This is a genomic window from Streptomyces sp. NPDC058955 (assembly GCF_042741435.1).
Classification (GTDB): domain Bacteria; phylum Actinomycetota; class Actinomycetes; order Streptomycetales; family Streptomycetaceae; genus Streptomyces.
This window is the reverse complement of sequence record NZ_JBHYKM010000020.1, coordinates 25,500-43,223: the sequence shown is the minus strand read 5'-3', so window position 1 is coordinate 43,223 and position 17,724 is coordinate 25,500. Positions and strand designations below refer to the sequence as shown.

The 17,724-nt window shown below is 73.4% G+C and carries 15 protein-coding genes and 1 pseudogene; 4 read left to right on the top strand and 12 right to left on the bottom strand.

Annotated elements, in window-relative coordinates; translation table 11 throughout:
• Positions 1-6: 6 nt before the first annotated feature.
• The 4 genes and pseudogenes from ACFW1I_RS11200 to ACFW1I_RS11185 all read right to left on the bottom strand — a co-directional run bounded on the left by ACFW1I_RS11200 (position 7) and on the right by ACFW1I_RS11185 (position 4,576).
• Positions 7-1,160 (bottom strand): annotated as a pseudogene (locus tag ACFW1I_RS11200) (hypothetical protein).
• Positions 1,157-2,050, bottom strand: coding sequence for an N-acetylneuraminate synthase family protein (locus ACFW1I_RS11195; protein ID WP_384668762.1), 894 nt, complete (start codon positions 2,048-2,050; stop codon positions 1,157-1,159). Before ACFW1I_RS11195 ends, ACFW1I_RS11200 begins: the two are co-directional and overlap by 4 nt.
• A 13-nt stretch (positions 2,051-2,063) precedes the next feature.
• Positions 2,064-3,272, bottom strand: coding sequence for a cytidylyltransferase domain-containing protein (locus ACFW1I_RS11190; RefSeq protein ID WP_384668759.1), 1,209 nt, complete (start codon positions 3,270-3,272; stop codon positions 2,064-2,066).
• On the bottom strand, positions 3,272-4,576 hold the full coding sequence (locus tag ACFW1I_RS11185; protein ID WP_384668756.1) for a DUF6716 putative glycosyltransferase: 1,305 nt from the start codon (positions 4,574-4,576) through the stop codon (positions 3,272-3,274). The genes ACFW1I_RS11190 and ACFW1I_RS11185 overlap by 1 nt, the downstream gene beginning before the upstream one ends.
• Before the next feature lie 219 nt (positions 4,577-4,795).
• On the opposite strand from ACFW1I_RS11185, the gene ACFW1I_RS11180 reads away from it, so the two are divergent.
• Together ACFW1I_RS11180 and ACFW1I_RS11175 are read left to right on the top strand one after the other, a co-directional pair.
• Entirely contained in the window at positions 4,796-5,827 is a 1,032-nt protein-coding gene (locus ACFW1I_RS11180) for a glycosyltransferase family 2 protein (protein ID WP_384668753.1), read from the top strand.
• On the top strand, positions 5,824-7,149 hold the full coding sequence (locus ACFW1I_RS11175) for a polysialyltransferase family glycosyltransferase (RefSeq protein WP_384668750.1): 1,326 nt from the start codon (positions 5,824-5,826) through the stop codon (positions 7,147-7,149). Before ACFW1I_RS11180 ends, ACFW1I_RS11175 begins: the two co-directional genes overlap by 4 nt.
• A gap of 58 nt (positions 7,150-7,207) precedes the next feature.
• On the opposite strand, the gene ACFW1I_RS11170 is transcribed toward ACFW1I_RS11175, so the two are convergent.
• The 3 genes from ACFW1I_RS11170 to ACFW1I_RS11160 are packed head-to-tail and all read right to left on the bottom strand — an operon-like array spanning position 7,208 to position 10,372.
• Positions 7,208-8,029 carry a MerR family transcriptional regulator gene (locus ACFW1I_RS11170; protein ID WP_384668748.1) on the bottom strand — a complete coding sequence of 274 codons (822 nt, stop codon included), beginning with the start codon at positions 8,027-8,029 and terminating at the stop codon, positions 7,208-7,210.
• Positions 8,030-8,076: 47 nt separating this feature from the next.
• Positions 8,077-8,733: a leucine efflux protein LeuE gene (gene leuE / locus ACFW1I_RS11165; RefSeq protein ID WP_384668746.1), complete on the bottom strand. Its 657-nt coding sequence runs from the start codon at positions 8,731-8,733 to the stop codon at positions 8,077-8,079.
• A 58-nt stretch (positions 8,734-8,791) separates the two neighbouring features.
• The gene (locus tag ACFW1I_RS11160) at positions 8,792-10,372 is read right to left on the bottom strand and encodes a methylmalonyl-CoA mutase (RefSeq protein WP_384668743.1); all 1,581 of its coding nucleotides are present in this window, start codon (positions 10,370-10,372) and stop codon (positions 8,792-8,794) included.
• Between the two features lie 205 nt (positions 10,373-10,577).
• On the opposite strand from ACFW1I_RS11160, the gene ACFW1I_RS11155 reads away from it, so the two are divergent.
• A complete protein-coding gene (locus ACFW1I_RS11155) occupies positions 10,578-11,432 on the top strand; it encodes a peptidoglycan-binding protein (RefSeq protein ID WP_384668741.1) in 855 nt (284 codons plus the stop codon).
• A gap of 156 nt (positions 11,433-11,588) precedes the next feature.
• On the opposite strand, the gene ACFW1I_RS11150 is transcribed toward ACFW1I_RS11155, so the two are convergent.
• Both ACFW1I_RS11150 and ACFW1I_RS11145 read right to left on the bottom strand, forming a co-directional pair.
• Positions 11,589-12,803: a hypothetical protein gene (locus ACFW1I_RS11150; protein ID WP_384668738.1), complete on the bottom strand. Its 1,215-nt coding sequence runs from the start codon at positions 12,801-12,803 to the stop codon at positions 11,589-11,591.
• Positions 12,803-13,498, bottom strand: coding sequence for an RNA polymerase sigma factor (locus ACFW1I_RS11145; RefSeq protein ID WP_384668736.1), 696 nt, complete (start codon positions 13,496-13,498; stop codon positions 12,803-12,805). The genes ACFW1I_RS11150 and ACFW1I_RS11145 overlap by 1 nt, the downstream gene beginning before the upstream one ends.
• A gap of 423 nt (positions 13,499-13,921) precedes the next feature.
• On the opposite strand from ACFW1I_RS11145, the gene ACFW1I_RS11140 reads away from it, so the two are divergent.
• A complete protein-coding gene (locus ACFW1I_RS11140) occupies positions 13,922-14,668 on the top strand; it encodes a Clp protease N-terminal domain-containing protein (RefSeq protein ID WP_384668734.1) in 747 nt (248 codons plus the stop codon).
• A 3-nt stretch (positions 14,669-14,671) separates the two neighbouring features.
• On the opposite strand, the gene ACFW1I_RS11135 is transcribed toward ACFW1I_RS11140, so the two are convergent.
• From ACFW1I_RS11135 to ACFW1I_RS11125, 3 genes are all read right to left on the bottom strand, one after another.
• Complete coding sequence (locus ACFW1I_RS11135) at positions 14,672-15,202, bottom strand: hypothetical protein (protein ID WP_384668732.1); 531 nt, start codon at positions 15,200-15,202, stop codon at positions 14,672-14,674.
• A gap of 66 nt (positions 15,203-15,268) precedes the next feature.
• Positions 15,269-15,904 (bottom strand): DUF4328 domain-containing protein, encoded by a 636-nt coding sequence (locus ACFW1I_RS11130; protein ID WP_384668730.1) that lies wholly within the window; start codon positions 15,902-15,904, stop codon positions 15,269-15,271.
• A gap of 103 nt (positions 15,905-16,007) precedes the next feature.
• On the bottom strand, positions 16,008-17,633 hold the full coding sequence (locus tag ACFW1I_RS11125; RefSeq protein ID WP_384668728.1) for a glycoside hydrolase family 20 protein: 1,626 nt from the start codon (positions 17,631-17,633) through the stop codon (positions 16,008-16,010).
• Between the last annotated feature and the right edge of the window lie 91 nt (positions 17,634-17,724).

Genomic DNA, 17,724 nt, shown 5'->3' with positions numbered 1-17,724 from the left:
GTATGGTCACCCGAATTCGAGCCGGTCGACCGCCGACGCGTTGCGCGGGGTGAGCCGGTCCGCCCCCGACGCCGTGCCGGCGACGCCCGCGAGGAAGCCCTGGGCCCGGGGCGAGGCGGTGGCCTTCAGCCACTCCGGCGCGATCTCGCAGACCGCCACCTTGACCCCCGTGCCCGCCAGCGCGAGCGGCAGGGTGTGGACGACCGTGGACGGGAAGCTGACGATGGTGGCGCCGATCGGGCCGCGCCGGGCGATCAGCTCCAGCGGCAGGTCCGGGCGGACCACCTGGAGGCCGGTCTCGACCGCGACCCGGTGCAGCTTCTCCGGGGTCTCGCGGCGGTGGGCGAAGTAGCGGGTGGCGCCGTGGGTGCGGGCCAGCTGCCCGACCACCCGGAGGTAGTGCTCCGCGTCGACCACCCCGGTCTCGACGAGCGAGGTGCCCACGAGGTCGGCGCCACCGGTGAGCGGGGGCGGTCCGAAGCGCTCCCGGGTCCACGCGTAGGAGTTCTCGGTGACCTCGGTGCCGGGCGGCGCCTGCACGGGCAGCGAGGTGAAGATCTCCACGGTCCGGCCGGGCCCGGGGGCCAGCCGGCGGCGGGCCAGCGAGGTGACCGGGGCGAGGACCAGCTCGCGCGGCCCGAGGTCGCCCTTGCGGTGCCAGCGGACCAGCCGCTCCCCGCCCGCGAGCTGGGCGGCGAACTCCATGGTCGCGGTGCCGTCGTCGACGACCGTGACGTGCCGGGGGCCGAACAGGGTCAGCAGCAGCTGGACGTAACGGGAGAACGGGTCGCCGACGATCACGCGGTCGGCGGAGCGCAGCGGCCCGCCGAGCTCCCGCAGGGTCCGCACGAGCGCGCCGCGCCCGGCCCGCGCCTCCTGCCAGTGCACGGCGAACCCCTCGTCCCGGGCGAGCTGGGCCATCCGGCGCAGCTGGCCCCGCGACATGGGGTCGGTCGGCGAGAGGACGACGATCCTGAGGTCGTCGGCGGCACCGGGGCCGGACACCGGGGCGGAGGCCGCCGCGGTGTCCGGCTCGGGCGTGGGCGCGGGGGCGGGGGGGCGGGCGGGGCGGGGGCGGGACCCCGGCCGCGCGCGTGCGCCCACTCCAGGACGTTCAGGAGCTGGACGGGGCTCTCGACGAACGCCAGTCGGCCGGTCATGCGGAGACGGGCTCCTGGACGCGGCGGAGCTTCTTCATCGGGCCGAGCTCCGACTCGTACACCTTCTTGACGCCGTCGCCGAGCGCGGTCTCGATGGTGCGGATGTCGCGGACGAGGCGCTCCAGGCCCTGCGGCTCGACGGAGGCGGCCTGGTCCGAGCCCCACATGGCGCGGTCGAGGGTGATGTGGCGCTCGACGAAGGTGGCGCCGAGGGCGACGGCGGCGAGGGTGGTCTGCAGGCCGGTCTCGTGGCCGGAGTAGCCGATCGGGACGTTCGGGTACTCGTCCTGGAGCGTCTGGATGACGCGCAGGTTCAGCTCCTCGGCCTTGGCCGGGTAGGTGGAGGTGGCGTGGCAGAGCAGGATGTTGTCGCTGCCCAGGACCTCGACCGCGTGGCGGATCTGCTTCGGCGTCGACATGCCGGTGGAGAGGATGACCGTGCGGCCGGTGGCGCGCAGCTCGCGCAGCAGCTCGTCGTCGGTGAGGGAGGCGGAGGCCACCTTGTGGGCGGGGACGTCGAACTTCTCCAGGAAGGCGACGGCCTCGGTGTCCCACGGGGAGGCGAACCAGTCGATGCCGCGCTTCTTGCAGTGCTCGTCGATCTGGCGGTACTCGTCCTCGCCGAACTCGACGCGGTGGCGGTAGTCGATGTACGTCATCCGGCCCCAGGGGGTGTCGCGCTCGATGTCCCACTGGTCGCGCGGGGTGCAGATCTCGGGGGTGCGCTTCTGGAACTTGACGGCGTCGCAGCCGGCCTCGGCGGCCACGTCGATCAGCTTGAAGGCGTTCTCGAGGTCGCCGTTGTGGTTGATGCCGATCTCGCCGGTGATGTAGACGGGCTGACCCGGGCCGGCGGTCTTCGAGCCGAGGGTGCGCAGACGGGTGTTCATGGTGGTGCTTCCTTTATTCGGCAGGGGTGGTGGTGGGGGTGTTCAGCTCGGGTCCGAGGAGCCAGGCGGCGATCTCGCGGATCGCTCCGAAGCCGCCCGGGGTGGCGGTGACCGCGCGGGCCGCGGCCCGGACGGAGTCGTGGGCGCTGCTCACCGCGACGGGCCAGCCGACGAGGTGGAAGCAGGGCAGGTCGTTGACGTCGTTGCCGGCGTAGAGGACGCGCGCGGGGTCGATGCCCTCGGCCTCGCACCACTCCTTGAGGGCGAGGTCCTTGCGGTCGATGCCGTGCAGCACGGGGATCTTCAGCTTGCGGGCGCGGGCGGCGACGACGGGGTTCTGCTCGGTGGAGAGGATGAGGACGGGCAGTCCGGCGCGGCGGAGGGCCGCGATGCCGAGGCCGTCGCCGCGGTGGGCGGAGACGAACTCCCGGCCCTCCGCGTCGAGGTGGACCCGGTCGTCGGTCTGGGTGCCGTCGAAGTCGAGGACGACCGCGTCGACGTCGGTGAAGCCGGGGGTGACCGGCTCGTCGAGGAGCGGCGCGAGGGCCTTGGCGCGGGCCAGGTCGTGCGGGTCGTCGATCTCCAGGACGCGCGCCGGGTCGGTGACGACGAGCGCGGTGCGGCCGAAGAAGCGGTGCCCGTGGGTGCGGAAGCCGGCCGCGTCCATCGCGTAGACGGCGCCGGTCTCCAGGTACTCGGGCTCGCGGTCCTGGCGGCGCGGGCGGTGCGCCTTGTCGTGGTTGACGCCGGTGGCGCCGTCGGCCGTTTCCTTCCACAGGAAGCCGTGCGAGGGGGCGGCGGTGAAGGCGGTGTCGGCCTCCCCGTCGACGATCCGGGCGACGGCCTCGGCGACCTCGGCGGAGGTCAGGAAGGGGCTGGTGCACTGGACGAGGAGGACCACGTCGGCGGTGCGGCCCGCGGTGGCCTCGAAGGCGTCCAGGGCGTGCAGGACGGCGGACTCGCTGGTGGCGGTGTCGCCGGCGATGGCGGCGGGGCGCTGGACCGCCTCGGCGCCGAAGGAGCGGGCGGCGGCGGCGATGGCGTGGTCGTCGGTGGAGACGACGACGTCGGTGACGCCGACCGCGCCGAGGCAGGCCCGGACCGCCCGGCCGACCAACGGGATCCCGGCGACCGGGGCGAGGTTCTTGGCGGGGACGCCCTTGGAGCCGCCCCGTGCGGGGATGACGGCGAGCACGGTGGGGCTCGGCTTCTTCACGGTCATCACAGTTCTCCCAGGCGTCGGACGACGGGGGCCACGCGCTGGACGCCGTGGCGGTAGGCGCCGCGCGCCGCCTCGCGGACGATCCGGCGCAGCCCGCTGTCGCGGACCGGGGGCGCGGTGACGTCCAGGCGGTGGCGGGCGAGGATCCCCGGCAGGTAGCCGGGGGCCGTCTCCGCGGTGTAGTAGGGGCTGATCGGGGGCAGTTCGGGCAGCGCGAGCAGCGTCGCGACCCGCTCCCGGGCGGCGTCGAAGGCGGCGGCGTACGAGCCTCCGGCCGCGACGCCCTGCCGGGACAGCCACTCCTCGTCGGGCTCGGGCACCTCGCCCCGGTCGAGCCGGTCGAAGGAGGTGAGGAGGCCGGAGCTGATGAAGTGGTGGTTGCCGTTGACCTCGCGGACCCCGCAGTCGGTGAGGATCGCGGTGGGGATCCGGCGGTGCAGGGCCTCCAGGGCGGCCGTGGAGGAGACGGTGACCAGCAGGTCGGTGCGGTCCAGGACCTCGCCCATGTGCCCGTACACCAGACGGAAGTTGGCGGGCGGGTCGAGGTCGCGCACCAGCCGCTGGTACGGGTGCTCCTCCAGGTGCGTGGTGTGCTCGCCGGGCTTGGAGCGGAGCTTGAGGAGGACCTCGCGCTCCGGGTGCAGCCGGGCGTGCCGGACCAGGCGTTCCAGGACGTACGCCCGCTCGGTCCGGGTGACCGGGACGGACGGCTGGGCGGCGAACACCAGGGTGTCACGGCCCTCTTCGGGGCGGTGCGGGGCGCCGCCGAGGAACGGCAGCGCTGCCTCGACGACCGACCCGGCGCCCGCGCCGACCCCTTCGTACACGGCGCGGAACCGGTCCGCGTCGTGCCGGGAGTTGGCGAGGACGACGTCGGCGCCGTGGCGCAGCAGCAGTCCGTCGGCCAGCTTCTCGTAGACCACGCCGACATAGCCGGTGACGATCACCGGCCGGCGGTCGAGACCGAGGTCGGCGAGGCCCTGGAGGACGGCCCGGACGGTGCCGCCGACCAGTGCGAGGACCACGACGTCGTACCGCTCGCCGCGCGCCTCCGCGTCCCGCACCTCGCGCAGGAACTCCGCGCCGGTCACCTCGCGCGGGGCGGCCGTGGAGGCCCCCGTCTCGGCGAGCTGGCGGGCGGTGGGAGTGGCCCGGCCGCGGAGGACGAAACCGGTCGGCTCCTTTTCGGAACCTGAGGCGTCCGCCGGGGTGATGCGGCGCGCGGTGAGCGCACCCCATTTCCACCGGGTGTCGGAATCCGCGAGTACGGCGACCCGTACCGCTTCACTGGAACTTGCTGGCACGTCGAGGACGCTAGAAGTCCATTCCGGTCAACGGCCCAACTGAGCCGCAACAAACGGTGAACAGCACCTCTCCGCGATCTGAAGCGGCCCGGGATTCAGCCGTTGGACGGCCCGAAATCCCCTTGGGTAAAGGCGGTTAATCAGCCCGCCGCTTCGTGTTCACCGAAAATCCCCCGGACGGTCGGCGGGGCGGCCGGGCGGCCGCCTAGCGTCGGCCGCGTGGTCAAGCTCTCCGTCGTCGTGCCGTTCTTCAACGTGCAGACATACGCCCCCGACACCCTCGCCAGTCTGCGCGCCAACGCCCGCGACGACTTCGAGTTCCTCCTCGTCGACGACTGCTCGTCCGACGACACCCCGGAGATCCTCGAACGGGCCGTACGCGAACTGCCCGGCGCCCGCCTGATCCGGCACGAACGGAACGAGGGCCTGGCGACGGCCCGCAACACGGGCCTCGACGCCGCCCGCGGCGAGTACCTCGCCTTCCTCGACGGCGACGACTGGCTCTCCCCCGGCTACTACGGACGGCTGGTCGCGGCCGCCGAGGACCTCGGCTGCGACTTCCTGCGCACCGACCACACCTCGGTCACCGGCCGCGCCCGCTCCGTCCGCCGGGTGCCCGTCCCGCGCCGCGCCGAGGTCCTGGACCCGCGCGAGGCGATCCTCCCCGCCCACCGCACCACCTCCGTCGACTACCCCTTCGCCTGGGCCGGGATCTACCACCGCCGGCTCCTCGACCGCGGCCTGCTGCACTTCCCGCACGGCCTGCGCACCGCCGAGGACCGGCCGTGGATCTGGCGGCTGCACCGCGAGGCGGAATCCTTCGCCGCCATCGGCGAACTCGGCGTCTTCTACCGGCGCGGAGTGGCGACCTCGCTCACCCAGATCGGCGACGTCCGGCAATTGGATTTCATCCGCGCATTCGACCTGGTGATCGAGGAGACCGCGAAGGACAGGGAAGCGGACCGCTTTCTCCCGAAAGCCGTCCGCACCTATTGCGCGGTCATCGCCCATCACATCGGCTCCATCGAGAAGTTCGAGCCGGACGTGGCCAAACAGCTGAAGGCGATGAGCGCCGGCGCGCTGCGCCGGATGCCGCAGGACGTCCTCGACCAGGCGCTGACCGCTATGGGCGGCGACCGGGCCGCGGTCCTGCGCAGACTGCGCCGCCGGCGCCCCGCGCCCCCACCGCCGGCCCCGCCGGGCGGCCGGGGTCCGGTGGCCGGCACGACCCCCTCGGAGGTGGCCGCGTGAGCGAGCGCCGTACGACCCAGATCTTCGCCGCGTCCACCCTCTACGGCGCGGTCACCCTGGCCGCCGCCATAGACAGCGGCTGCTTCGGCGCCGCCGCCCGGCGGATCCTCCTCGTCACCCACAACGCGCCCGTCCCGGAGACCACCCCGGCCTTCGACGAGGCCGAGGGCTTCGACCGGATCCGCGACCGCTTCGACGAGGTGGTCTCCTGGAACGAGACCATCTCCCCGCTCCACCCCGGCGGCTGGACCCCGCGCGGCCAGGACGTGCCGATGCTCCAGCGCCACCTCCACAAGCTGTGGGGACTCGGCGACGACCGGATCGAGCTGGTCCTGGAGTCCATCCAGGTCACCCCCGCCCTCGCCATCGCCACCCTGCTCCCGGAGGCGGCCCTCACCGTCTACGCGGACGGCCTGATGAGCTACGGGCCGACCCGCAACAAGATCGACCCGCTGATCGGCGGCCGCGCCGCCCGCCTCCTCCACCTCGACCTGGTGCCGGGCCTGCGGCCGCTGCTCCTCGGCGAGTTCGGCGCGGTGCCCGAGACCGTGCCCGTGGAGGCGTTCACCAAGGCCGTCGCGGAACTGGCCGGCACCGACGCCCCGGCCGGCGGCGACGAGGGCCCCGCGCTGCTCCTCGGCCAGTACCTGGCCGCGCTCAACCTGATGACGGCCGCCGAGGAGGAGGAACTGCACCTGAGCATGGTGCGCGGCGCGGTCGCCCGCGGCCACCGCGCGCTCGTCTTCAAGCCGCATCCCACCGCCCCCGACTCCTGGACGGCCACGCTGGCCGAGGAGGCGGCCCGGCTCGGCGCCGAACTGACCGTGGAGACCCGCCCGGTCCTCGCCGAGGTGCTCTACCGCGAGCTGCGGCCCGCGCTGGTCGTCGGCTGCTTCTCGACGGCGCTGATGACCGCCCGCACCTTCTACGGCCTGCCGGTCGCCCGGGTCGGCACCCGGGAGCTGCTCCAGCGGCTCACCCCGTTCCAGAACAGCAACCGGATCCCGCTGACGGTCGTCGACGCGGTCCTGCCGCCGCTGGTCCCCGGCCCCGACGACGAGGAGCCGGTGACGGACGCCGCCCGGCTCGACGACCTGGTCGCCGCGGTCGGCTTCGCGATGCAGCCGAACATAAGGGCCGACCTGCGGGAGGCGGCGGTGCGCCACCTGTCCGGGCCGTACGCCGAGCGCACCCGGCACCACTTCACCCGCCGCCGGCTCACCGTCCTCGACCTGCCGGGCGGCCTGCCGGTCCCCCGCCACCCGAGGGTCCGCCGGCTGGCGCGCCGGGCGCTGCGGCTGCGCAAGGCGCTGCTGAAGTAGCCCCGCGGCCGCGCGGGACCGGCCCGGGACCTGTGCGGAGGTCCCGGGCCTCACCGCGTCACGGGCGGGTGATCGGCTCCTGGATCTCGGTCACCCATCCGGCCGGGTCCTCCGGGCACTCCAGGTACAGCTCGCGGGCGAAGCCGGCCGACGCGTACCCGTTGGTGTCGATCCAGGCGGCGAGCGTCTGCGAGGTGGCGAGGACGTCGTCCATCGAACCGCGGTGGACGACGGTCGCCGCCTCCTCGATCCCGGGCAGCACGTGCACCCGCACCCCCTCCGCCTCGGTGCCCTCGGGCACGCTCATCCCGGCGTGCACGACGACCGACCCGTCCCCCTTCCCGGCGTCCTCGTAGTACGCGACCCCCGGCCCGAAGCCGGTGACCCCGGCGGCCTCCAGCCGGCCGCACAGCTCCTCGTACAGCGGCCCGATGACGGGCGTGATGGCCTCCGGCTCGAAACCCCCGGCTTCCGCGCTCAGCTCCGCGATCCGGACCGCGGGGATCTTCTTGACGACGACGTCCTGCGTGGACATGCGTCCCTCGCTCTCGATGGCTCGGAGCCGCGCACCGACCTGGGCGAGCCGGGCGCGCGCCGCTTCCAGCGCCGCCTCCAGCTCGGCCTGCCGCAACCGCAGCATCCCCCGCAGCTCCTCCGCGCCGATCTCGTCCCCGAGGATGGCCCCCACCTGTTCCAGGGTGAAGCCCAGGTCCTTGAGCGCGATGACACGGTTGAGCCGCGCCAGCTGGTCCGCCGAGTAGAAGCGGTACCCGCTGTACGGGTCGACGTGGGCCGGGCGCAGCAGCCCGATGGCGTCGTAGTGACGCAGCATCCGGACCGACACCCGCCCGTGCCGGGCGAAGTCTCCGATGGTGAACATGACGCCCCCTACGGAACGGCCTCACACGGTGTGAGGGTCAAGCGGTGTCAGGCGGCGCTGCTCAGCGACAGCTTCACCGCGAAGCCGAGGAAGAGGGCGCCGGCGGCGGAGGTGGCGCCGGCGGAGAGGCGCTTGCGGCGGCGGAAGGCGGCGGCGAGGCGGGTGCCGCCGAAGATGAGGGTCGTCAGGTAGAGGAAGCTGCCGAGCTGGAGCAGGGTGCCGAGGACCAGGAAGGAGAGCGCCGGGTAGGCGTAGGAGGGGTCCACGAACTGCACGAAGAAGGAGATCAGGAAGAGGATCGCCTTCGGGTTGAAGAGGCTGATGATCAGCGCCCGGCGGTAGGGGTGCTCGGACGGGCCCGTCTCCGGCGCGTCGGCGGCCTCGGCGGCGGCCTCGTGCCGGGTGCGCCACATGGCGAGGGCGGCACGCAGCATGCCGTACGCCATCCAGGCCAGGTAGCCCGCGCCCGCGTACTTCACGATCAGGAAGAGGAGCGGGGTGGTCTGGAGGAGGGAGGCGGCGCCGAGGGCGGCCAGGGTCATCAGGATCGTGTCGCCGGTGAAGACGCCGGCGGCGGCCTTGTATCCGGTCCGGGTGCCCTTGCGGGCGGCGACGGACAGCACGTACAGCGAGTTCGGCCCCGGGAGGAGGATGATGAGGACGAGCCCGGCGAGATAGGTCGGCAGATCGGTGACACCCAGCATGAAGCGGAGTGTCGCACACCGGTACGACACTCCGCGTCGGGTTTCGACGGGTGGACGATCAGAAGACGTCGCTGGGCACGTAGGTGCCCCAGACCTCGCGGAGGGCGTCGCAGACCTCGCCGACGGTGGCGCGGGCCTTGAGCGCGTCCTTCATCGGGTAGAGGACGTTCTCCGTGCCCTCGGCGGCCTTCTTCAGGGCGGCGAGCGCGGCGTCGACGGCCGGCTGGTCGCGCTCGGCGCGCAGCTTGGCGAGGCGGTCGGCCTGCTGGGCCTCGATGGCCGGGTCGACGCGCAGCGGCTCGTACGGCTCCTCGACGTCGATCGTGTAGCGGTTGACGCCGACGACGACCCGCTCGCCGGAGTCGGTCTCCTGCGCGATGCGGTAGGCGGAGCGCTCGATCTCGTTCTTCTGGAAGCCGCGCTCGATGGCGTTGACCGCGCCGCCCATCTCCTCGACCTTGGCCATCAGCTCCAGGGCGGCGGCCTCGACGTCGTCGGTCATCTTCTCGACGACGTACGAGCCGGCGAAGGGGTCGACGGTGGCGGTGACGTCGGTCTCGTACGCGAGGACCTGCTGGGTGCGCAGGGCGAGGCGGGCGGACTTGTCCGTCGGCAGGGCGATGGCCTCGTCGAAGGAGTTGGTGTGCAGCGACTGCGTGCCGCCGAGGACGGCCGCGAGGCCCTGCACGGCGACGCGGACCAGGTTGACCTCGGGCTGCTGCGCGGTGAGCTGCACGCCGGCGGTCTGGGTGTGGAAGCGGAGCATCAGCGACTTGGGGTTCTTGGCGCCGAACTCCTCCTTCATGACGCGCGCCCAGATCCGGCGGGCGGCGCGGAACTTCGCGACCTCCTCCAGGATCGTCGTGCGGGCCACGAAGAAGAAGGAGAGCCGGGGCGCGAAGTCGTCGACGTCCATGCCGGCGGCGACGGCGGTGCGGACGTACTCGATGCCGTCGGCGAGGGTGAACGCGATCTCCTGCGCGGGCGAGGCGCCGGCCTCGGCCATGTGGTAGCCGGAGATCGAGATCGTGTTCCACTTCGGGATCTCGGCCTTGCAGTACTTGAAGATGTCCGCGATCAGCCGCAGCGACGGCTTCGGCGGGAAGATGTACGTGCCGCGGGCGATGTACTCCTTCAGCACGTCGTTCTGGATCGTGCCGGTCAGCTTGTCGGCGGCGACGCCCTGCTCCTCGCCGACCAGCTGGTACATCAGCAGGAGGAGGGAGGCGGGGGCGTTGATCGTCATCGACGTGGAGACCTTGTCGAGCGGGATGCCGTCGAAGAGGACCCGCATGTCGTCGACCGAGTCGATCGCCACGCCGACCTTGCCGACCTCGCCGTGCGCGATCGCCGCGTCCGAGTCGTGGCCCATCTGGGTGGGCAGGTCGAAGGCGACCGAGAGGCCCATGGTGCCGTTGTCGATCAGCTGCTTGTAGCGGGCGTTCGACTCGACGGCGGTGCCGAAGCCGGCGTACTGCCGCATGGTCCAGGGGCGGCCCGTGTACATGGACGGGTACACACCGCGGGTGAAGGGGTACGCGCCCGGCTCCCCCAGCTTCCCGGCGGGATCCCAGCCCTCCAGGGCGTCCGGCCCGTACACCGGCTCGATGGGCAGTCCCGACTCCGACTCGCGCGCCATTGCTTGTGCCTCCCGATTGACCTGCTGCCGCTCATACTCGGCGGTACCGACCCTCGCGACGGACTGTAGCCGTGGGCGTGCGGCCCGGTGGAGAGCAGCACGCTGGGACCTTCCTCACAGCATGAGCGCTTGCTCGCGCACGTGCGCAACCGCGGGCGCGCGGGAAGCATCCCTATGGACACAGTTCACATCCCGGGGGGCAACCATGAAGCGTTCTTCCGCCATACGCAGAGCCGTTCTCGCCACCGCCGCCGTCGCGCTCGCCGTCACCGGCTGTACGGCCCAGGCGGCCGGCGGTGGGGGCGGTGCGTCGACCGCGCCGACGACCGCGCCCACGACCGCGCCCGGTGACGGGAAGCCGTCCTCGCCGGCGCCGACGTCCGCGCCGCCCGCGCCCACCGCCTCGGCGCCCGCTCCGTCGCCGTCGGCGAAGGTGCTGATGAAGGACGGCGACGAGAGCGACCAGGTGCGGGAGCTCCAGGCGCGGCTGCGCCAGCTGGACTACTTCGACCGGGCGCCGACCGGTTTCTACGGCACGATCACGGCAAAGGCCGTCTCGGGCTTCCAGCGGAAGCGGGGGCTGCCCGCGACGGGTTCGGTGGACGAGACGACCTGGCAGCGGCTGCTGGGCATGACGAAGAAGCCGACGGCGGACGAGCTGAAGCCGTCCACCACCAACAAGCTGGACACGCCGGACGCGCGCTGCATGACGGGCCGGGTGCTCTGCATCAGCAAGGAGAGCCGGACGCTGGCCTGGATGATCGACGGCCAGGTCGTCTCGTCGATGGACGTGCGCTTCGGCTCGGAGAACACGCCGACCCGCGAGGGCACCTTCTCGGTGGAGTGGAAGGCCAAGGACTGGACGTCGACGATCTACCACACGCCCATGCCGTACTCGATGTTCTTCAGCCGCGGTCAGGCCGTGCACTACTCGGCGGACTTCGCGGCGCGCGGCTACGCGGGGGCCTCGCACGGCTGTGTGAACGTCCGGGACCGGGCGAAGCTCGCGGCCCTCTTCGACCAGGTGAAGGTCGGCGACAAGGTCGTCGTCCACTGGTAGCGGACGGGGAGTGGAGAAGGGGCGCGGGTGGGACCGGGGGAACGTGTCCCACCCGCGCCGGGTGCGCGGAGCCGTAGGTACGGGGGGAACCCCGGCTCTCTGCGCGGCCGATGACCAGTCGGCTCACTCAGTACTGCGCCGACGGGCCCGAAAGTGTCACACCCCCGTGTCGGGGGCTCCCGCCGGGCAGAGCGCGAGGGCCTCGACGGGCGCCCCGGCCATCGCCCCGGTACGGGACTCGGCCCGCGTCCGGGCCTGCGCATCGGACTGCGTCTCAGCCTGCGTATCGGCCTGCACATCGGCCTGCGTCTCGTCCCGCGTATCGGCCTTCGCCCTGGGCTTGGCCTTGGGGCGGTCCTTCGGGTCGGGCCGGTCCTGGCCGCGCCTGCGGCTGGGGTCGCTGGGGGTGGGGACGGTGCCGTGCGAGAGGTCGGGCGCGTTCCCGTCCTCTTCCTTGGCGTCGTCGTCCTTGGCGTCGCCGTCCTTCTCCTTGTCGCCGGCGTCGGCGCCGGAGCCGGAGCCGGAGCCGCCGGAACCGGTGGAGCCGGTGGACGCGGAGTCGTCCGCGCCGCCGCCGAGGATCCGGTCGCAGTAGACCCGCAGGGTCTCGCCGGTGCGCAGGGCGGTGGAGAGCCGGCGGCGGCCGGCCTCGTCGAGGCGGCCGGAGCGGTAGTCGCGGCAGGCCGCGATCCTGGCCTCGCCGGTGTCGCCGCCGCGGGCCGTGGCGGTGGGGTCGGCGGGGTCGCGCTCGGTGCGGTCCTCGCCGGTGGGCGTGGTGCCGGGCCGGGGGCTCGTGGTGCCGTCCTGCGGCCGGGCGGTGGGGCTCGTGCCGGGCGCGGGCGTGCCGGACGGGCGGCCGGGGTCCGCGCTGCGGGAGGGGTCGTCGTGCCCTTCGAGCCCCGCGGTCGGTTCGCTCGGGTCGGGCGGGGTGGCGGTCTCCGCGGCGGTGACCGTGCGGGAGGGCTCCTTGTCGACGAGCGGCAGGACCCCGGTCCCGGCGGCGACGGCGACGCCGCCGACGGTGACGGCGGCGAGCGCGGCGGCCAGCCCGTACCGCAGGGAGCGGCCCCAGCGCCGGCCCGGTCCGGGGGCGGGGGCGAGCCGGACCCGTCCGAGGTCGGCGGGGGCGGCGGACGCGGCCGCGGCGGTGGCGCGGGCGGCGGAGGCGGTGCGGAAGGCCGCGAGGGCGGCCTCCTCCCCGGCGAGCGGGGCGCCGGGGGCGGGTGCGGTGGCGGCGCGGGCCGCGTCGAGGGCGTCGGCGAGGGCCGCCGCCCGGGTGCGGGCCGACGGGTCGACGGGGTCGACGGGCTCGCCGCGGAGCAGCCGCTCCGCGGCCTCCGGGTCGAGCCACTGGTACCGCTCGTCGGCCATCACATGTCCTTCTGCGTACGCGGACGCCAATGCGTCACACCGCCGGGGGCTATGGACCCCGGGTTCCGGCCGCGCTGGGGTGGCACGCCGTCGAGCGACTGGCCGCCGTCGGCGGCCTCCTCGCCGGTGTCCGGGCCGGTCGTGCCGTCGACGCCGAGGAGTTCGGCGAGCTTCTTCAGGCCGCGGTGGGCGGCGGTGCGGACGGCGCCGGGGCGCTTGCCGAGGGCCTCCGCGGCGCTCTTGGCGTCGAGGCCGACGACGACGCGGAGGACCACGGCCTCGGCCTGGTCCTGCGGGAGCCGGGCGATGAGGGCGAGGGTGTCGCCGGTGGCCAGGGCCTCCAGGGCCTCGCCCGCGGTGTCGGAGTCGGCGGGCTTGTCGGTCAGTTCGGTCTCGTCACCGCCGGAGGCGGGCCGGCGGCCGCGCATCCGGATGTGGTCGAGGGCGCGATTGCGGGCGATCCGGGCCGCCCAGCCGCGGAAGCGGTCCGCGTCGCCGCTGAAGCGGTCGAGGTCGCGGGCGATCTGGAGCCAGGACTCCGAGGTGACGTCCTCGGCGTCGGCGTCCCCGACCAGTGTGCGCATGTAGCCCAGCAGACGGGGATGCACGGCGCGGTACACAGTCCGGAAGGCGTCCTCGTCCCCGTTCTGCGCAGCGAGCACCGCGGCCGTCAGCTCCGCGTCGTCCCCCAGCACTCCCCAAACCCTGTCCGTCGGTCGCCTTCTGCGCGCGCGTCAGTACGTCGGCCGCGTCGTCGGGGCTGGTCATCGCCGCCGAGTCCGCCTCGCGCTCCAGCAAACTACGTCGAGTGCGGGGGTCGCGTCCACGTGGTACGCGCACCTTGTGCAACTTGCAACCTTCGCTCCCCGCGCGGGTGGTGTGACAGAAACCGCACCACCGGCGCTGTATGGAGTACGGAGCCGTGCTGCGGCTCCGTGGATGACGACCGGGGCCTCTCCTGTGGGGGGTGGCGGCCCCGGTCGTCTCCCTTTTTTTGGCCCCCGGGTGCCCGGTTTCTCCCATCTTCACGCGATACGACGCATCACTCGAAAGAGGTCATCGCCCTCCACTGTCAACCACTCGTTGACAGTGGGGGACTGTCAACCTAAGGTTGCCTCATGACGCAGCCCGTGGTTCCGAACGTCAGCATCCGTCTCGACGAACTCATCGAAGCGATCAAGAAGGTCCACCCGGACACGCTGGACCAGCTCTCCGGCGCGGTCATCGCGGCGGACTACCTCGGCGAGGTCGCCGACCACCTCATCGGCCACTTCGTCGACCAGGCCCGCCGCTCCGGCGCCTCCTGGACCGACATCGGCCGCAGCATGGGCGTGACCCGCCAGGCCGCCCAGAAGCGGTTCGTCCCCAAGGACCCCGACACCGAGAAGATGGACCCGAACGCCGGGTTCGCCCGCTTCACCCCGCGCGCCCGCGCGGTCGTCGTCGCCGCGCAGAACGAGGCGATCGCCGCGCGGAACGACGAGACCGTCCCCGGCCACCTCGCGCTCGGCCTGCTCGCCGAGCCCGAGGGGCTCGCCGTCCTGTGGATCACCTCGCAGGGCGTCACCGCCGAGCAGCTGCGGGAGGCCGTCACGCCGACGCTGCCGCCGGCCGTCGAGGACGTGCCGGCGCTCGTCCCGTACGACGCGGCGGCGAAGAAGGTGCTCGAACTGACCTTCCGCGAGGCGCTGCGGCTCGGCCACAACTACGTCGGCACCGAGCACATCCTGCTCGCCCTGCTGGAGCACGAGGACGGCGAGGGCGTGCTGAGCGGCCTCGGCCTGGAGAAGGCGACGGCCGAGCGGCAGCTCTCCGAACTCGTCTCCTCGGCGTCGGTCGGCTTCGAGACCCCCGCGGAGGGCTGAGCCTCAGGCGGTACGGGCCCGGCGCGCGACCACCGCGCGCAGCACCCGGCCGCCCTCGACGGAGAGTTCGCGGGCCCGGCGCAGTCCGGTCGGGCCGTGCGCGACCGCGTCCAGGACGGCCTGCTGGCGCCGGAGTTCACCGGCGTGCAGCGGGCCGTCCTCGGTCACGTCGAACAGGCGGTGCACGGCGAGGGCGACCGAGGAGCACCGGCCGGCCCACTCCCGCAGGGGCCCTTCGGCCCACTCGGCGGGTACGCCGTCGAGCATCGCGCGGACCAGGGTGACGGTCCCGCCGTCCTCGGCGGCCTCGCCCCCGGCGCCGTCCAGCTCGACCCTCGCCTTGGCGACGGCCTCGGCCCAGGTGCCGCCGTCCCCGCGCGCCACCGCCGCCCACACCGGCCGGAGCGCCTCGCCGCCGTCGGGCGCGAGCAGCGGCAGGCACCGGTCCAGACAGGCGAGTCCGGCGGCGGCGAGACCGCGCTCGTCGGCCTCCTCGATCCGTTCCAGCAGACTCCGACCCGTACTCGACGTCATGGACGCCTCCTCGCCACCTGATGCGGACGCTCTACGTCCACTTCTGCGCCGAAGGGCGCTTTCTCGTCACTTGGCGGCCGAAAGCATGCCAGTGGCCTTGGTGTGCTGCATAGAGGTGAGACGGCGTACGAACAGGATGGCGAGGACGCCGGCGGCGACGACGAACCCGTATCCGGCCAGGGACCAGGCCGCCGCGGTGGTCAGCGCGTCCAGCGTCTCGGCCCGGTCGTAGAGCGAGCTGGACAGCCGGTCGAGGACCACCCCCACCACGAAACACGTCCACCAGGAGTTGAGCAGCGTGAGCTCCCGGGCGCCGTCGGCGGCGTACGGGTCCTGGCGGCTGGCCCGCCAGATCTCGACGGCGATCTGCCGCGGGAGCCACAGGTTGGCCAGCGGGATGAACCAGGCGCCGATGGCCCAGCCGTCCGTCCGGGTCTGGGTGTCGGGGGCGAAGAGCCCGGCGTTCAGCCGGACGCGGTGGAACCAGACGATGAAGACGACGACGGTCGCGATGCCGGTGAGGGCGAAGGCGAAGGCCAGCAGGGCCAGGCCGCCGGCCTCGACGCCGGCGAACGCCTCGGCGGCGGCGAGCGGGTCGGCGAGGAGCCACCCCTCGGAGGCCGCGCTCAGCAGGCACAGGAGGACGTCGAGGCCCAGCAGGACGGTCAGAGCCGTGGCCAGGCCGCGGGGATTGCGCAGCATGAAGGTTCCCCCCAGGAACATGTGATCGGAACGCCCCTCCCCCAAGGGGCCGGGCCGGAACATATGCCACCCGGAAGCGTTCCGTCCAGGGAGAAACCGCAGCTCAGCCGCGTACCTTCAGCGCCAGCGCCCGGAAGTCGGACCACGTCCGGGTGGGTTCGCGGGGGTCCCACACCTTCTGGGAGAGGGCCGCGAGCGGGAGGCGGATGCCGGCGGCGACCTGGTCCTGGGTCTGGGCGTTCGCGAAGTCGCACCAGACGGCGAGCCGGGCGCCCTGGATCTGGGCGTCGTAGCGGGCCGGGACCGGGGTGGTGCCGCGGACGACCAGCGGGGTCCACTGCTCGTAGATGCGGCGGCCGGTCGGGTAGGTGAAGGCGTTGGGCTCGCCGAGCACGTAGTACAGGTACTCGTCGTTGAGGTTGACCAGCCGGCGGCCCGCCTGGAGGTACGGGAGCGGGGGCCGGGCGCCGTACTCCTTGCCCGTCCAGTACTCGACCTCGATGTCCTTCGCCGCGCTCACCACGCCGCCGGCGAAGAAGCCGTCGTTCCACGCCTTGAGGGTCTTGCCGGTCGGGCGGACGGTCGCGGCGCGGTCGTTGAGCCAGTCGGTGGCCAGGTCCTGGACGCGGCCGGAGGGCCCGTACGCCTCCCGTGCCGCCGCCGCGAGCTGCGGGTAGCTGGCCTCGGGGTCCTTCGCCATGAGCGCCACGTACTCGTCGGCGCCGAGGTGCCAGTAGGCGCCGGGGAAGAGCGCGGAGAACTCGCGCAGCAGGTCGTCGACGATCCGGGCCGCGTCCGGGTCGGAGATGTCGACCGCGCCGCGCGGGGTGCGGCCGCTCGCGCTGACCAGCTGGAGGTCGGGGTGGGCGGCGATGACCGCGCCGAGGTGTCCGGGCGAGTCGATCTCGGGGACGACGGTGATGTGCCGGCTCGCGGCGAGCGCGAGGATCCGGCGGACCTCCGCCTTGGTGAGGTGCTGCTTCGACACGACCTCGGGGTGCGAGTCGGACTCGATCCGGAAGCCCTGGTCGTCGGAGAAGTGCAGACCGAGCTGGTTGAGCTTGAGGTCGCCCATCTCCCGGATGCGGTCCTCCAGCCACTCGGCGGTGAAGTGCTTGCGGGCGATGTCGACGTTGAGCCCGCGCTGCGGCTTGGCCGGCCGGTCGGCGACCGTGCCCTCGGGCATCGTCCCGGCCGACCTGACGGACTGCTTCAGGGTGCGGGTGCCGTAGAAGACGCCGGCCTCGTCGGGGCCGGTGATCCGGACCCGGTCGTCCTTCACCGTGAGCGTGTACGACTCGGGGGCGCCCTGCCCGCCGAGCGCCAGCTCGACGTCGCCGGGACCGGCGGCGGCCTCGCCGCGGTAGCGCAGGCCCAGCTCCTGGGCGAGCAGCCGGCCCTCGTCGGCGAGGCCCGCGCTGTCCGCGCCGAGGACGACGCCGGCGGTCGCGGCGGGCTTCCAGCCCGGGCCGCGGGCCGGCTCGTGGGAGCGGACGGCGGGGACCGTGCGGGGGGCGGTGGAGAGCGGATACGTCCGCGTGGGAGTGGGGGTGGGCGTGGGGGACGGCTTCGCGGCCGTGGTCCCCGGGGACGTACCGCCCGGCGGGGCCGGGGAGGGGGAGCCCGCGCCGGACGGGGAGCCGTTCGAACAGGCCGCCACGGTGGTCAGCGCCACCGCGGCCGCCAGGAGTGCCGGGCCGCGCAGGGGGCCCCGTGGGGAGTACCGCATCACACGGCATCCTCCCCCACCCCCGGCGGAGCGGCCAATCGTCCGTCCGCGGATCCTCACCCGACCGAACGGAATGTCCACGTCCATCACA